The sequence below is a fragment of the Luteimicrobium album genome (assembly GCF_030161555.1).
Classification (GTDB): Bacteria; Actinomycetota; Actinomycetes; order Actinomycetales; family Cellulomonadaceae; genus Luteimicrobium; species Luteimicrobium album.
The window spans coordinates 2,400,231-2,413,814 of the sequence record NZ_BSUK01000001.1; the positions used below are offsets into that span (position 1 = coordinate 2,400,231).

Genomic DNA, 13,584 nt, shown 5'->3' on the forward strand with positions numbered 1-13,584 from the left:
CCAGCCTCCCGAGAGGACCGACATGAACAGCCCCCGACTCCGTCCACCGCCCGGCCCCCGCCGCGTGCTCCGCTCCCGCCGCAGCGCCGCCGCCGTCCTCGCGGTCGCGCTCGCCGCCGTCCTGCCGGGGCTCACGGCCTGCAGCGGCGACTCCGCGTCCGCGCTCGCGCTCGACGCGCCCCTGCCGACCACCGTGCCCGGCGGGACCGTCATCCGGATCGGGGACCCCTCGATCCAGGTCGCCCTCGAGGCGTCCGGGCTGGACAAGGAGCTCAGCGACGCGGGCGTCAAGGTCGAGTGGGCCGACATCAGCGGCGGCCCGCAGAGCATCCAGGCGTTCCGCGCCGACAAGCTCGACTGCAGCTCGGTCGCCGACATCCCCTCGCTGTTCGCGCACTGGACCGGGACGTCGACCCAGATCGTCTTCCAGTCCGTGACGGTGGACCCGCTCCAGCACCCCGTCTACCAGCTCGGCGTCGCGCCGGGCGCCCACGTCACGACCCTCGCCGACCTCAAGGGCAAGAAGATCGCCTACTCGGCGGGGCAGGCCCAGGGCGCGCTCGTGCTGCGCGTCCTGCAGAAGGCCGGGCTGACGAAGAAGGACGTCAAGCTCGTCGAGCTGCCCAGCACCGCCAGCACCTACGCGCAGGCGCTCGGCAGCGGTGCCGTCGACGTCGCGCCCCTCGGCGCCGCCACGATCCAGAGCGCCTACCTGAGCCAGTACCCGGGTGCCACGGCGATCGACACGGGCATCCGCGACGACGCGTCCACGGTCTACTGCCTCACGAAGGCGGTCAAGGACCCCGCCAAGTCTGCCGCCCTCCGCGTCTACGTGGCGGCGCGGACCAAGGCGCTCCTGTGGCAGAACGACCACCCCGAGCAGTGGGAGCAGGCCTACTACGTGAAGAACCAGGGCCTGAGCGCCGCTGACGCTGCCGCTGCGGTCAAGGCCGGCGGCACGAAGGCGATCCCGAAGACGTGGGACGCCGCCGTCGACCGGCTGCAGGCGACGGCCGACCTGCTCGCCTCCGAGCAGGACAACCCGAAGTTCGACGTCCACACCGTCGTCGACACCCGCTTCGCCGCGGTCGAGGCCGAGGCCGCGGGCTCCGCCGTCGTGACGGGAGACGCGTCGTGACCGCCGCGACCGCCGCGACCCGGGCCGACGTCGCCCCCGCCGTCCCGCCGTCACGCGCGGGCGGCCCCCACCCGGACGTGCGCGTCGTGCGCCGTCGCCTCGGCCCCGGGCCACGGACCCGGCTGTCGTTCTGGGTGGGGCCGCTGCTCCTCCTCGCGGTCTGGGCCGTCGGCTCGTGGGCCGGGTTCATCAGCCCCGCCGTGCTGACGGCGCCCTGGGACGTCGCCAAGGAGTTCCAGAACCAGTGGGTCGACCACGACCTCCTCGGCAACATCGGCACGTCGCTGCGCCGGTCGGTCCTCGGCCTGACCCTCGGCGTGCTCGGCGGCGTCGTCCTCGCCGTGGCCTCCGGGCTGTCCCGCGTCGGCGAGGCGCTCATCGACGGGCCGATCCAGATCAAGCGGTCGATCCCCACCCTCGCCCTGATCCCGCTCTTCGTCGCGTGGTTCGGCATCGGCGAGTCGATGAAGGTCACCACGATCGCGCTCATCACGCTGATCCCGATCTACGTCAACACGCACAACGCGCTGCGGGGCATCGACGGCCGGTACGCCGAGCTCGCGGAGACCCTCGACGTCGGGCGGGTCGAGTTCGTCCGCAACGTCGTCCTTCCGGGAGCGCTGCCCGGCTTCCTGCTCGGGCTCCGCTTCGCGGTCACCGTGTCCCTCCTCGGCCTCGTCGTCGTCGAGCAGTTCAACTCCGAGTCGGGCATCGGGCACGTCATGACCCTCGCCCAGCAGTACGGCCAGACCTCCGTGATCGTGGTCGGGCTCGTCATCTACGGCGTCTTCGGCTTCCTCGCCGACACGGCCGTCCGCCTGATCGAGAGGAGGGCGCTGTCATGGCGACGCACCCTGGAGGGCTGACCTCCACCGAGGCCCCCGCGGTCCGCGTCCGGGACCTGCACCGCAGCTTCAACCGCTCCGGTGGTGTCCTGGAGGGACTCGACCTCGACGTCGCGCCCGGCGAGTTCGTCGCGGTGCTCGGACGCTCGGGGACCGGCAAGAGCACCCTGCTGCGGGCGCTCGCAGGCCTCGACCGGGACGTCGACGGCTACGGCGAGATCGAGGTACCCGTCGCGGTGTCCGTCGTGTTCCAGGACTCCCGGCTGCTGCCGTGGAAGCGGCTGCTCGACAACGTCACGTTCGGGCTCCGAGCCCCCGACGCCGACGAGCGCGGGCGCCGAGCCCTCGCCGAGGTGGGCCTCGCCGGGCGCGAGCGGGCCTGGCCCTACGAGCTGTCCGGCGGCGAGGCACAGCGGGCCTCGCTCGCGCGGTCCCTCGTCCGCGAGCCCCAGCTCCTGCTCGCCGACGAGCCGTTCGGGGCGCTCGACGCGCTCACCCGGATCAAGATGCACGAGCTCCTGCGCCGGCTCTGCGAGGTCCACCGACCCGCCGTCCTGCTCGTCACGCACGACGTCGACGAGGCGATCGTCCTCGCTGACCGGATCGTCGTCCTCGACGGCGGGACCGTGCAGACGGACGTCCGTGTGGAGCTCACGCAACGCTCGCCGGTCGCTCCCGGCTTCGGCGAGCTCCGCGACTTCCTCCTCGGCCGCCTCGGGGTGCAGGAGCACCTCGGTGCCGACTTCATCGCCCCCGGTCGACGCCGCGCCACGTCGGCCACTCCCTCCTAAGGAGACCTCCCCATGACACGCCAGCTCCACTTCAACCTGTTCCTCCACGACACCGGGCACCACGAGGCCTCGTGGCGCCTTCCCGACGCGGACCCGACCTCGAACCTGTCTCTCGCGGCCCACCAGCACCTCGCCCGGGTGGCCGAGGACGCGAAGTTCGACTCGGTGTTCCTCGCCGACAGCCCCGTCCTGTGGAGCGACCCCGGTCGGCGCCCGTCGGGCAAGCTCGAGCCCACCGTCCTGCTCGCGGCGCTCGCGGTGAGCACGAGCCGGATCGGCCTGATCGCCACGGCGTCGACGTCGTACAACGAGCCGTACAACCTGGCGCGCCGGTTCGCGTCGCTCGACCACCTGTCGGGCGGGCGCGCGGGCTGGAACATCGTGACGACCGCCGGAGAGGCCGCCGCGCGCAACTTCGGCCTCGACGAGCAGCCGCTCCACAAGGCCCGCTACGAGCGCGCCGACGAGTTCCTCGACGTCGCGACGAAGCTGTGGGACTCGTGGGCCGACGACGCCGTCGTCGCCGACAAGGCCGGCGGCGTGCACGCGCACGGCGACCGGGTGCGGCGCGCCGAGCACGAGGGACCCTTCTTCCGTGTCGAGGGGCCGCTCAACGTCCCGCGCTCGCCGCAGGGCTACCCGCTGCTCGTGCAGGCCGGGTCGTCCGAGGACGGCAAGGAGTTCGCCGCGCGCTGGGCGGAGGCCGTCTTCACCGCCCAGCCGACGCTCGAGGAGAGCCAGGAGTTCTACGCGGACCTCAAGCGGCGGGCGGCCGCCGTCGGGCGGGATCCGGACGGCGTCGTCGTGCTGCCTGGCATCGTGCCCGTCATCGGTGACACGGAGTCCGAGGCGCGCGAGCTGGACGCCGAGCTCGACCGGCTGATCGCGCCGCAGTACGCGCTCACGACGCTCGCCCGCACGCTCAAGGTCGACCCGGACCGGCTGTCGCTCGACGAGCCTCTCCCGCTCGACCTGCCCGACGAGGACGAGATCGAGGGCTCCAAGAGCCGTCGCACGCTCATCGTCGACTGGGCGCGCCGCGACAACCTGACCGTGCGCGAGCTCATCGGGAAGCTCGGGGAGGGCGCGGGCACCGCACCTTCACGGGCACGGCGGTGCAGGTCGCCGACACCATCCAGCACTACTTCGAGAACGGCGCTGCCGACGGCTTCAACATCATGCCCGCGGTGCTCCCGTCGGGGATCGAGGCCTTCACGTCGCAGGTCGTGCCGATCCTGCAGGAGCGCGGGCTGTTCCGGACCGAGTACGAGGGGACGACGCTCCGAGACCACTACGGCCTCGCGCGGCCGCGCAACCGGCACGACGACGGCGTCCGCGTCCCCGAGCTGGGCCGCGTCACGGCCGGGGTTGCCTGAGATGGGCGCCGATCCGAGGGAGCCGGAGCTCCTCTGGTACGTCCCCAACACCGTCGATCCCGGCCACCGCGGCGACTTCACCGCCGACGGCTGGGGCACCCTCGACTTCACGGTCGACCTGGCACGGACCGCGGAGGCGCACGGCTGGTCGGGTGCGCTGTTCGGGACCGGCTGGGGCCGTCCGGACACGTTCACGGTCGCGACGGCGGTCGCCGCCCTGACGACGACGTTCCGCCCGCTGGTCGCGATCCGGCCGGGCTACTGGCAGCCCGCGCACTTCGCGAGCGCCGCAGCGACGTTGCAGCACCTGAGTCGCGGCCGCCTGCTGGTCAACATCGTCAGCGGGCAGGACGACCTCGCCGCGTACGGGGACGTCGAGGGCGACCAGGCGCAGCGCTACGCCCGCACGAAGGAGTTCATGCGGCTGGTCCGGCGGCTGTGGGCCGAGGAGAACGTCACGTTCGAGGGCGAGCACTTCCGCGTCACCGACTCGACGGTCGTGCCGCGACTGCCCGCTGGTGCGCCGCGGCTGTACTTCGGGGGCGCGTCGCCGGCCGCGGAGCGGGTCGCGGCCACCGAGGCGGACGTCCAGCTGTTCTGGGGCGAGCCGCTCGACGGCATCGAGGCCCGGATCTCCCGGCTCCGGGAGCTGTCGAAGGACCTCGACCGCGACCTGCCGCCGCTCGAGTTCGGGCTCCGCGTCACGACGCTCGTGCGGGACACCACCGAGGAGGCGTGGCGCGACGCCGAGGCGAAGGTCGCGGAGCTCGCCGCCCGCCAGGGAGAGCGGCTCACGCCCGCGTTCCGGCGCCAGACCGCCGTCGGGCAGCGGCGACTCCTCGACCTCGCCGAGCGCGGCGACGTCCTCGACGACAACCTCTACACCGCGCCCGGCCGTTACGGCGGCGGGGGAGCCGGCACCACGTGGCTCGTCGGGTCCGCCGACGACGTCGCAGCCTCCTTGCGGAAGTACGCGGACCTGGGCGTGACGCACTTCGTGCTGTCGGACACCCCGTACAAGCAGGAGACGGCCCGGGTCGGCGACGCGCTGGTCCCCCGGCTGCGTGCACGAGCGGTCGACGGCTGATCCGCGAAGGCGGTCGGCACCGCCAGTACCGCACCCTGCGCTCAGCTGTGGATGCGGGCGGAACGGAACCGTACGTCGGCGGCGCGGTGCGCTCTGCTGCCCCGGCCCGTGCCTCCTGCCACGTGGAGCCCGTCGACCACCAGGTCGACGAGGCGGGCGACGGTCTCCGGAGACGTGTGCGCGGTCGCACGCAATACCCCGTACAGCAGCGTGGCCACGTCGTCGGGGCTGATGTCCGCACGCAGTGAACCGTGCCGAGTCCCCTCGTCGAGGAGGGTGGCCACCGCGGCCAAGACGAGTCGGTGTGCGGTGGCTTCGGTCCGTCGTCGTGGTGCCGCCGAGACCAGCATCGCAAGAGCTTCGGGTCGCGTGCGGAACTGGAGGGCGACGTGCCGCAACCACGTGCGCAAGGCGACGTCGGGCCGGTTCCCGGCCAGCAGTGCCCGCGCACGGACGACTGCGTCGTTCAGCACCGCGAGACCGTCGCTCTGAGGCAGGTCGATGTGCTCGACCGGTACCTCGGTCACGCAGACCGGCGTCGCCGAGGTCGCGACGAGCAGCAGCCGTGCCGAGCCGGAACGACCGGCGAGGAGCGACACGAGTGCGGCATCCATCCTGTTCGAGGCGTCTACGTCGTCGAGCAGGATCGCGACCGGGACGCGTGCCGACAACGCGTCGAGGGCGTCCGCCGCCTCCCGGAGCAGCCGTTCTGTCGAGGCGCCTCGAGCGCTCGCAGCGATCTGCTCGTAGACCTCGCGACGGATGAGCGACGGCAGCAGAGCGAGCCACGACGGCGCGTAGCGCACCAAGGTCGAACGTGCCGCGGCCGCCGCGGGCCCACGGCAGAGAGCGCCGAAGACCTCGACGAACGCACCCGGGTGTCCGTCCGGAGGCCGCCCGGGTGCGTTACGGACGCATCGGACCAGCGCCACCGCCGCGTACCCGCTATGCGTCAGCCGATGGTGGAACGCCTGGAGCAGCGTCGACTTTCCTGTGCCGCGCGGACCGATCACGACGCCGGACGTCCGCCTTCCCGATCGTGCCGCAGTCCACCAGGACTCGAGGACGGCGAGGCGGTCGGCCGGTGGCGGCGCACCGAGCGGAGCGCTCAGCGGCGGGAGATCGCGATGGACCGGGGGAAGGAATCGGTAGCCGTACCTGTGGACGGTGGCGATGAAACCGTCAGGCGGCGATCCGTCCGAGCGCTGGCCCGCCAGACGGCCCCGGAGCTCGTTGATGCAGACGGTGAGCGCGTTGTCTGCGACGGGTTCGTGCCAGACGGCGTCGAGCAGGTGCTGTCGCGACACGGTGTCCCCCGCGTGCGAGAGCAACTCGAGGAGCACTTCGGCGACCTTGGGGCGCAGATGCGCGCAGCTTTGCGGCGAGACGAGGAGCGCCTCGGCAACCTCGAACCTGCGGTCCGCGAAGAAATATGCGCGCGCAGGCACCCACCAGTCTTCGGTGCGCCACCCCTCGCTCAGCTCACGCGCCCTTCCGTCGCTGGTTCGTCGTGCCGGAAACCTGAGACGTCTTGCATCGTATGCGGTGGCTTTCGGCGGCGCCGGTCGAAAGCCAGCGGACTCGAACAAGTCTGTAAGGACTTCGCTGGGTGCCCTCGCTAGCGTCCGGTGAAAGGGGGTCGCAGCGTTGCCGGCAGCCGTGCCGCAGCCCGGCCTCGCCGAGGACGTGAGGGGCACGATCATGGCGGACCAGATCTCCGAGCTCACTATCCCGCAGCCGAACCCGTACAACCGGCAGGCGGTCAAGGAATACATCTTCAACGAGACCGGCAACATCATGCTCGCCTCGACAGCGCTCGGATCGAAGAAGATCTCGCGGCAGGTCAGGGACGTGTTCGCTGAGGTGGCGGTCTTTTTCGCGGCGATGACGAAGGCTATCTCGACGACGATCGACCCCGCGACCAACCAGTCGTACTCGATCTACGACTACGACGTGCTGCAGGGCATCGTCGACGGCTCGGGCCTCTTCGTCCAGGTCACCGAGGAGGACTTGCACCACTCGAGCCAGAGCTTCGGGGCTGAGCTCAGCAAGGAGCTCGTCGAGGGCTTGCTCGGTCTTGCCACCGGCGCGGGCGAGCTCAGCTTTGCCGAGGGCATGATCGCCGCGATGGGGCAGGAGGGCCTCAAGATCTCCGGGAGCTCGGCGTCGACCAGCAGCAAGGTCGCGACCATCGTGTTCGTGTGCGAGTACCTCCTGGGGATGCCCATCGTCAGCGCGCTCGTCGTGTCGGTCGACGCGAAGCAGTACAAGCAGCAGTTCCAGGCGGGTCCGTGCCTCAAGGAGTCGAGCACGACGTTCGACATGGTGATGCACAAGGACACGTACATGTTCGTCACCCCGAGGTTCATCAAGCAGTACTCGGGCGATCTCGCGTCGGTTGAGGACGATGTCGACTTCGCAGAGTTCGTCAGCTATCTCTCGGACCTGGTCGTGCGGCGGCCGGTGATCACTGGGGTGAACACGACGCGCGGAGGCCTCGCGCCCGGCGTACTCGTGCCGGGCGAGGAGTACGTCATCGTCGGGGCCTTCCTCGACAACAGTCCTCAGGCCCCGGCGAAGGGGAGAGCATCGAGCTCCGCGTCGTTCCGGCAGAGGGACAGGCGGGGCCGTCGACGGCGAACGTGACCGCGAACATCCAGTCCATGAGCACGACGTTCTCGGTGACGGGCACGCTCGACACGCCCGCGGCCCTCGGGTTCTACGCCGGGAAGTCCGCGACGACTCCCTACCTGGTCACCCCGACCCAGTACACGCTCAGCAAGGCGCCGACACCGCCGAAGAGCGCGTCCGACGGGGACGAACGGTCGGACGGAGGTGTCGCTCGACAGCACTGAGACGCCCGCAGGCTCGACGCACCAGCCGACCAGCACCGACACGAGATCAGCACCGGGGGAGACGATGTACATCAGGAAGAGCGCCTGGGCGGGCGCAGGAGAACCGGGATGGCCGTGGTCGTCCGACCTGCTCTGGTATGCCACGGGGTCCGGGTGCTGCAGGCCCGGGCCTTCTCCGATCCCACGAGCTGGTGGACGTTCGCAGCCATCCACGGGTTCGGCCTGGACCGGTGGAGGGAGGTCGGTCTGATGCCGGCCACCCCGCCGCCCGGCGCAGGGTTCCGGAACGTGCTGTGGGACCAGTGCCAGCACCAGAGCTGGTACTTCCTGCCGTGGCATCGCGGCTACGTCCTGGCGCTCGAGGAGGAGGTGCGGGCAGCGGTGGTCGCGTCTGGCGGACCCGAGGACTGGGCGTTGCCGTACTGGAACTACTTCCGCGACCCTGCCATCCCGCCGGCGTTCACCGAGGTGTCGACCCCCGACGGCGCGCCGAACCCGCTCCGGGTCCGCGCGCGGTTCGGGCCGGCCGGTGACGGCGTCATCCGCATCCCGAGAGCGCAGATCAACGCTCGCGCGATGCAGCTCCACGCCTTCACAGGGACTCGCAACGGGTCGCCCGGGTTCGGCGGCCTCGACACCGGGTTCTCACACGAGGGTGAGACGTCGGGTGCGCTCGAGTCGCAGCCGCACAACGTAGTCCACGTCCTGATCGGCGGACGTGGTGTGCTGGACGGCCGGTCGGTGAGCGGCGTGATGTCGGATCCTCGCACTGCGGGACTGGACCCGGTCTTCTGGCTCCACCACGCGAACATCGATCGCATGTGGGCCGCGTGGAACGCCGCAGGCGAGCAAGACCCACGTGGGGAGGCCTGGCTCGAGGGACCGACGGCGCGACGGTTCGCGCTGCCTCGGCTCAGCGGGAAGATCGAGGAGTTCGAGCCGAGTGAGATGCGTCGCATCGACGACCTCGGGTATGGGTACGACTCGCTCGACGTCGGGGCGGTAGCCGTCACCACGGCCCCGGAGGGGATGCAGCGGCCGTCGGCGAGGAAGGTCGGGCAGCGATGGACAGTCGCGTGGAACTCGTGGGTGCGAACGCGGAGCCTCTCGTGCTGGAACCCGGTGGCGGGCAGGACGTCGTGCGGCTGGAGCCGACGGTCGAAGCGGTCGCCGCCCGCCTCGACGGTGGGGTGGGTTCGATAGTGCAGCCCGGGGACCGGCTGTTCCTCAACCTCGAGGGCCTCCGCGCCAACGAGGACGCGATCGTCCTGGACGTCTACGTCGGGCTGCCGGTCGGCGCCGTTCCGGCCGATCACCCGGAGCTGCTCGCCGGGTCGATCGGGCTCTTCGGGACCCAGGCCGCCACCGACCCCGACGGGCCGCACGGCGGACGGGGCCTGACCCACGTCCTCGACGTGACGGATGTCGTCGCTGGTCTCCGCCGCTCGGACGCCCTCGATCCTCGTGCGCTCACGGTCACGATCGTGCCGATGACGCCGCTCGAGCCCGGCGACGACGTCTCGGTGTCACGGATCAGCGTGTTCCGCGAGGCGCCGCGCGCGGGCGACGCGTCGTGACACCGGCGGCGTGGGAGCGCCGTCGGGTCCGGGCCCCCGTCGTCGGGGCCGCCGCCGTCGCCTGGATCCTCCTCGTCACGCTGCAGGTGCAGGCGAGCCTGATGGCGGCGTCCGGCGGCACCCCGGCGATCGCGTCGGCCGGACGATCACCGGGGCAGACGGACGCCCACGCTGGGCACCTCGCGGGCCACGCGATGGGGGTGGTCGGGGGCGGTGGGCTGCTGGGCGTCGCAGGGGCGGTCGCACCCCTGCTCATGCTGGTCGCGATGATGGGGCCGATGACGATCGAGCCCTTCGCCAGGTCGTCGACCGAGGCTTGCCGAGGCTCCGGCTGCGGCGGGTCGTCCTACTGCTCGCGGGCTACGGCGCGGTGTGGACGGTCGGACTGCTCGCGCTGGACCGTGCGGCCGCCACGGTCCACGCGGCGCCGTGGTGGGTGCTGGTGGCCGTCCTCGTAGGGACCTGCACCTGGCAGTGTGCGCCCGGCCGCCACCGTTGCGTGAAGCGGATGCACGGAGGTCGTCCGCTGCCGGTGTTCGGCTTGCGCGCCGACGTGGGGACGGTCGCGGCGGGGCTACGTCACGGTGTGTGGTGCGCAGGGTCCTGTTGGGCGCTGATGCTCGTCGCGATGCTCGCGAACGGTCTCGCAGGGCTCGGGCTGATGGCTCTCGTGGCGTCGTGGCTGTGGGTCGAGCACCTCGATCCGCCGCGACGGCCCGGATGGGGGCCTCACATCCCCTGGCGGGCGGCACGCATCCTCCTGACCGCGGTGCGTCGTCACCGGCCGAAGTACACCGCGCCGGTGGCACGCCACTGACGAGCCCCCGCTCAGCCCCGGAGGCCGTCGAAGGTGTTCGGGTCCGCGCTGCCGGTCCGCTCGTCGCGGTCGAGCCCGGTGATCGCGGCGATGTCGTCGTCGGACAGGACGAAGGTGAACAGATTGCCGTTCTCCGCGATCCGGGCCCGGCTGGACGACTTGGGGATGACGACGTCGCCACGCTGCAGGTGCCAGCGCAGCACGACCTGGGCGGGGCTGCGGTCGTGCCGCGCGGCGACCCGGGCGACGACGGGGTCGTCGAGGACCTTGCCGCGCGCGAGCGGCGACCACGCCTCCGTGACGATGCCGTGCTGGGCGTGGAACGCACGCAGCTCGTCCTGGACGAAGTACGGCTGGACCTCGATCTGGTTGACGGCCGGGACGACGTCCACCTCGTCGAGGAGTCGCCGCAGGTGCGCGACCTGGAAGTTCGACACGCCGATCGCCCGCGCCCGACCGTCCGCGTAGACCTCCTCGAGGACGCGCCACCGTGCCACGTAGTCGGTCACCGTGGGCAGCGGCCAGTGGATGAGGAAGAGGTCGACCTGCTCGAGGCCGAGGTCGGCCATGGTCCGGTCGAACGCGGCACGGGCCTGGTCGGGCGTGCGGTGCGGGTTGTCGAGCTTGCTCGTGACGAAGACCTCGTCGCGCGGGAGCCCCGAGTCCCTGACGCCCTGGCCGACCTCGCGCTCGTTCCCGTACATCTCGGCCGTGTCCACGTGCCGGTAGCCGAGCTCGAGCGCAGTCCTGACGAGGCGTGCCGTGTCCGACGGCGGCATCTTGTACGTCCCGAAGCCGAGCTGAGGGATCGTCGTGCCGTTGTTCAGCCGGACGGCAGGGGCAGGTAGGGCCCGTGTGCGGCCGGTCGCGCTCACGACTCAGGGATCCAGTCGAACGTGTCGGGGTCGGCACCCGTGCGCTGCCCGCGGTCCAGCGCCGTGATCGCGGCGACGTCCCCGTCCGAGAGCTCGAAGTCGAAGAGCGCGAGGTTCTCCTCGACGCGCGCCCGCGTGACCGACTTGGGGAAGACGATCTCGCCGCGCTGCAGGTGCCAGCGCAGCACGACCTGGGCCGGCGTTCGGTCGTGGTCCTTCGCGATCTGCACGATCACCGGGTCGTCGAGGACGAGGCCCTGCGCGAGCGGCGACCACGCCTCGGTCGCGATCTCGTGCTCGGTGTCGAACGCGCGCAGCTCGTCCTGGACGAGGTACGGGTGGATCTCGACCTGGTTCACCGCTGGGACGACGGTCGTCTCGGTGTGCAGGCGGCGCAGGTGGTGCGGCTGGAAGTTCGACACACCGATCGCCCGGGCCCGGCCCGACGCGTAGATCTCCTCCATCGCCTTCCACGTCTCGACGTAGTCGCTCACGGTAGCGAGGGGCCAGTGCACGAGGAACAGGTCGAGCTGGTCGAAGCCGAGCGCCTCGAGCGACCGGTCGAAGGACGCGAGCGCCGCGTCGCGCGCGTGGAACGCGTTGGAGAGCTTGCTCGTCACGAAGATCTCGTCGCGCGGGATCCCCGAGTCGCGGATCGCCTCCCCGACACCTTTCTCGTTCCGGTACATCTGCGCGGTGTCGATGTGTCGGTAGCCCACCTCGAGGGCCGTCGCGACGGCGTCGCGCGTCTCGTCGGGCGGGATCTGGAAGACGCCGAACCCGAGCTGCGGGATCCGGACGCCGTTGTTGAGCATGATCTCGGGCACGGCGGTCTCAGACATGCCTCCACCGTGTCACGGCCGGTCGCGCGGTGCTACCTCGCGTCGGACGATGGGGTATGGCTCACCCCGGGAGATCGTCCGTTCCGCGGCTCGCCGCCGTCGGCGCCGCGGCCGCGCTCGCGCTCGCCGGGTGCACGGGCTCGTCGCCCGCACCGTCCTCGGTGTCGTCGACGACGGCGCCCGCCACCACCGCGGACTCGCCCACCGCGCCGGTGGCGTCGCCCGGGACGGAGGGGACGTCGTCGTCGGTGCCCACCGTGCCGCCGGAGGCGGGCACCCCGACGGTGACCGTGCTCGCGACGCACCTCGACACGCCGTGGGGTCTCGCGGCGCTGCCGGGCGGCACGGTCCTCGTCACCGAGCGCGACCAAGCGCGCGTCGTGGTCGTGGACCTGGCGTCGGGGAAGCAGACCGACGTGGGCGGCGCGGGCGCGGACGAGCTGCGCAGCAGCACCGTCCACGCGGGCGAGAGCGGGCTGCTGGGCGTGGCGCTCTCGCCGTCGTTCGCGTCGGACGGGCGCGTGTTCCTCTACCGCACGACGGCGCAGGGCAACGAGGTTGTCCGTGCGCGGCTCACACTCGGGTCGTCGCCGAGCCTGGGGGAGCTCACGGCCGTCGTGACGGGCATCCCGTCCGCGCAAGTCCACAACGGCGGCCGACTCGCGTTCGGGCCCGACGGCGACCTGTACGTGACGACGGGCGACGCGACGGCCGGCACCCACGCCCAGGACCCCGACTCGCTGGGCGGCAAGATCCTCCGCGTCACCCAGGACGGGAAGGCGGCGCCCGACAACCCGTCCGGCACGCGCGTGTGGACGCTCGGGCACCGCAACGTGCAGGGCATCGGGTGGGACGCGAGCCAGCGGATGTTCGCGAGCGAGTTCGGGCAGGACACGTGGGACGAGCTCAACCAGGTCGTCCCCGGGAAGAACTACGGCTGGCCCGAGGTCGAGGGCAAGCGGGCCGACGGTGCCGGCACCGACCCCGCGAACCCGCCCGCCGACTACCAGGACCCTCTCGTGACGTGGCGGACGTCCGACGCGAGCCCGTCGGGTCTGGCCGTCTCCGACTCGGCCGTCTACCTCACCGGGCTGCGGGGCGAGACGCTCTGGCGGGTCCCGCTGCAGCCGGCCGTCGCGGGCACCTCGACGTCCGCGCGCGCGACCGTCGGCACGCCCCAACGGCTCCTCCACGGCGCCGACGGCCGGCTCCGCACGGTCATGCTCGACCCGACCGTCGAGGACACCCCGACGACCGACACGCTCCTGGTCCTCACGAGCAACACGGACGGGCGGGGCAACCCGGGGTCGGACGACGACCGCCTCCTGCGCGTGACGGTCCCGAACGCAGGCTGAGCCGGTCGATCTCCTGCCGACGTGGT

Annotated in this window: 13 protein-coding genes and 1 pseudogene; 11 read left to right on the forward strand and 3 right to left on the reverse strand. The window is 71.7% G+C overall.

Annotated elements, in window-relative coordinates; genetic code table 11:
* Positions 1-22: 22 nt before the first annotated feature.
* From QQK45_RS12420 to QQK45_RS12440, 5 genes and pseudogenes are all read left to right on the forward strand, one after another.
* Complete coding sequence (locus QQK45_RS12420) at positions 23-1,138, forward strand: ABC transporter substrate-binding protein (protein ID WP_284293522.1); 1,116 nt, start codon at positions 23-25, stop codon at positions 1,136-1,138.
* Positions 1,135-2,004: an ABC transporter permease gene (locus tag QQK45_RS12425; protein ID WP_284293523.1), complete on the forward strand. Its 870-nt coding sequence runs from the start codon at positions 1,135-1,137 to the stop codon at positions 2,002-2,004. Before QQK45_RS12420 ends, QQK45_RS12425 begins: the two co-directional genes overlap by 4 nt.
* Positions 1,980-2,774: an ABC transporter ATP-binding protein gene (locus QQK45_RS12430; protein ID WP_284293524.1), complete on the forward strand. Its 795-nt coding sequence runs from the start codon at positions 1,980-1,982 to the stop codon at positions 2,772-2,774. The genes QQK45_RS12425 and QQK45_RS12430 overlap by 25 nt, the downstream gene beginning before the upstream one ends.
* A gap of 12 nt (positions 2,775-2,786) precedes the next feature.
* Positions 2,787-4,150 (forward strand): annotated as a pseudogene (locus QQK45_RS12435) (LLM class flavin-dependent oxidoreductase).
* Between the two features lies 1 nt (position 4,151).
* Complete coding sequence (locus tag QQK45_RS12440) at positions 4,152-5,237, forward strand: LLM class flavin-dependent oxidoreductase (RefSeq protein ID WP_284293525.1); 1,086 nt, start codon at positions 4,152-4,154, stop codon at positions 5,235-5,237.
* Between the two features lie 41 nt (positions 5,238-5,278).
* Here the strand turns inward: QQK45_RS12440 and QQK45_RS12445 are convergent, their stop codons facing one another.
* The gene (locus QQK45_RS12445) at positions 5,279-6,685 is read right to left on the reverse strand and encodes an AAA family ATPase (protein WP_284293526.1); all 1,407 of its coding nucleotides are present in this window, start codon (positions 6,683-6,685) and stop codon (positions 5,279-5,281) included.
* Positions 6,686-6,923: 238 nt separating this feature from the next.
* Here QQK45_RS12445 and QQK45_RS12450 point away from each other — a divergent pair, with 238 nt between their 5' ends.
* The 5 genes from QQK45_RS12450 to QQK45_RS12470 all read left to right on the forward strand — a co-directional run bounded on the left by QQK45_RS12450 (position 6,924) and on the right by QQK45_RS12470 (position 10,486).
* Complete coding sequence (locus tag QQK45_RS12450) at positions 6,924-7,883, forward strand: hypothetical protein (protein WP_284293527.1); 960 nt, start codon at positions 6,924-6,926, stop codon at positions 7,881-7,883.
* A 17-nt stretch (positions 7,884-7,900) separates the two neighbouring features.
* Positions 7,901-8,092, forward strand: a complete 192-nt coding sequence (locus tag QQK45_RS12455) for a hypothetical protein (RefSeq protein WP_284293528.1) — start codon at positions 7,901-7,903, stop codon at positions 8,090-8,092.
* A gap of 108 nt (positions 8,093-8,200) precedes the next feature.
* Positions 8,201-9,295 carry a tyrosinase family protein gene (locus tag QQK45_RS12460; protein ID WP_284293529.1) on the forward strand — a complete coding sequence of 365 codons (1,095 nt, stop codon included), beginning with the start codon at positions 8,201-8,203 and terminating at the stop codon, positions 9,293-9,295.
* The gene (locus QQK45_RS12465) at positions 9,202-9,669 is read left to right on the forward strand and encodes a DUF7868 domain-containing protein (RefSeq protein WP_488803255.1); all 468 of its coding nucleotides are present in this window, start codon (positions 9,202-9,204) and stop codon (positions 9,667-9,669) included. Before QQK45_RS12460 ends, QQK45_RS12465 begins: the two co-directional genes overlap by 94 nt.
* A 316-nt stretch (positions 9,670-9,985) precedes the next feature.
* Complete coding sequence (locus QQK45_RS12470) at positions 9,986-10,486, forward strand: copper chaperone (protein WP_284293531.1); 501 nt, start codon at positions 9,986-9,988, stop codon at positions 10,484-10,486.
* 11 nt (positions 10,487-10,497) lie between these two features.
* Here the strand turns inward: QQK45_RS12470 and QQK45_RS12475 are convergent, their stop codons facing one another.
* Both QQK45_RS12475 and QQK45_RS12480 read right to left on the reverse strand, forming a co-directional pair.
* On the reverse strand, positions 10,498-11,361 hold the full coding sequence (locus tag QQK45_RS12475; protein WP_284293532.1) for an aldo/keto reductase: 864 nt from the start codon (positions 11,359-11,361) through the stop codon (positions 10,498-10,500).
* Entirely contained in the window at positions 11,358-12,203 is an 846-nt protein-coding gene (locus QQK45_RS12480) for an aldo/keto reductase (RefSeq protein WP_284293533.1), read from the reverse strand. The genes QQK45_RS12475 and QQK45_RS12480 overlap by 4 nt, the downstream gene beginning before the upstream one ends.
* Before the next feature lie 56 nt (positions 12,204-12,259).
* On the opposite strand from QQK45_RS12480, the gene QQK45_RS12485 reads away from it, so the two are divergent.
* Positions 12,260-13,558, forward strand: a complete 1,299-nt coding sequence (locus QQK45_RS12485) for a PQQ-dependent sugar dehydrogenase (RefSeq protein WP_284293534.1) — start codon at positions 12,260-12,262, stop codon at positions 13,556-13,558.
* Positions 13,559-13,584: the final 26 nt, after the last annotated feature.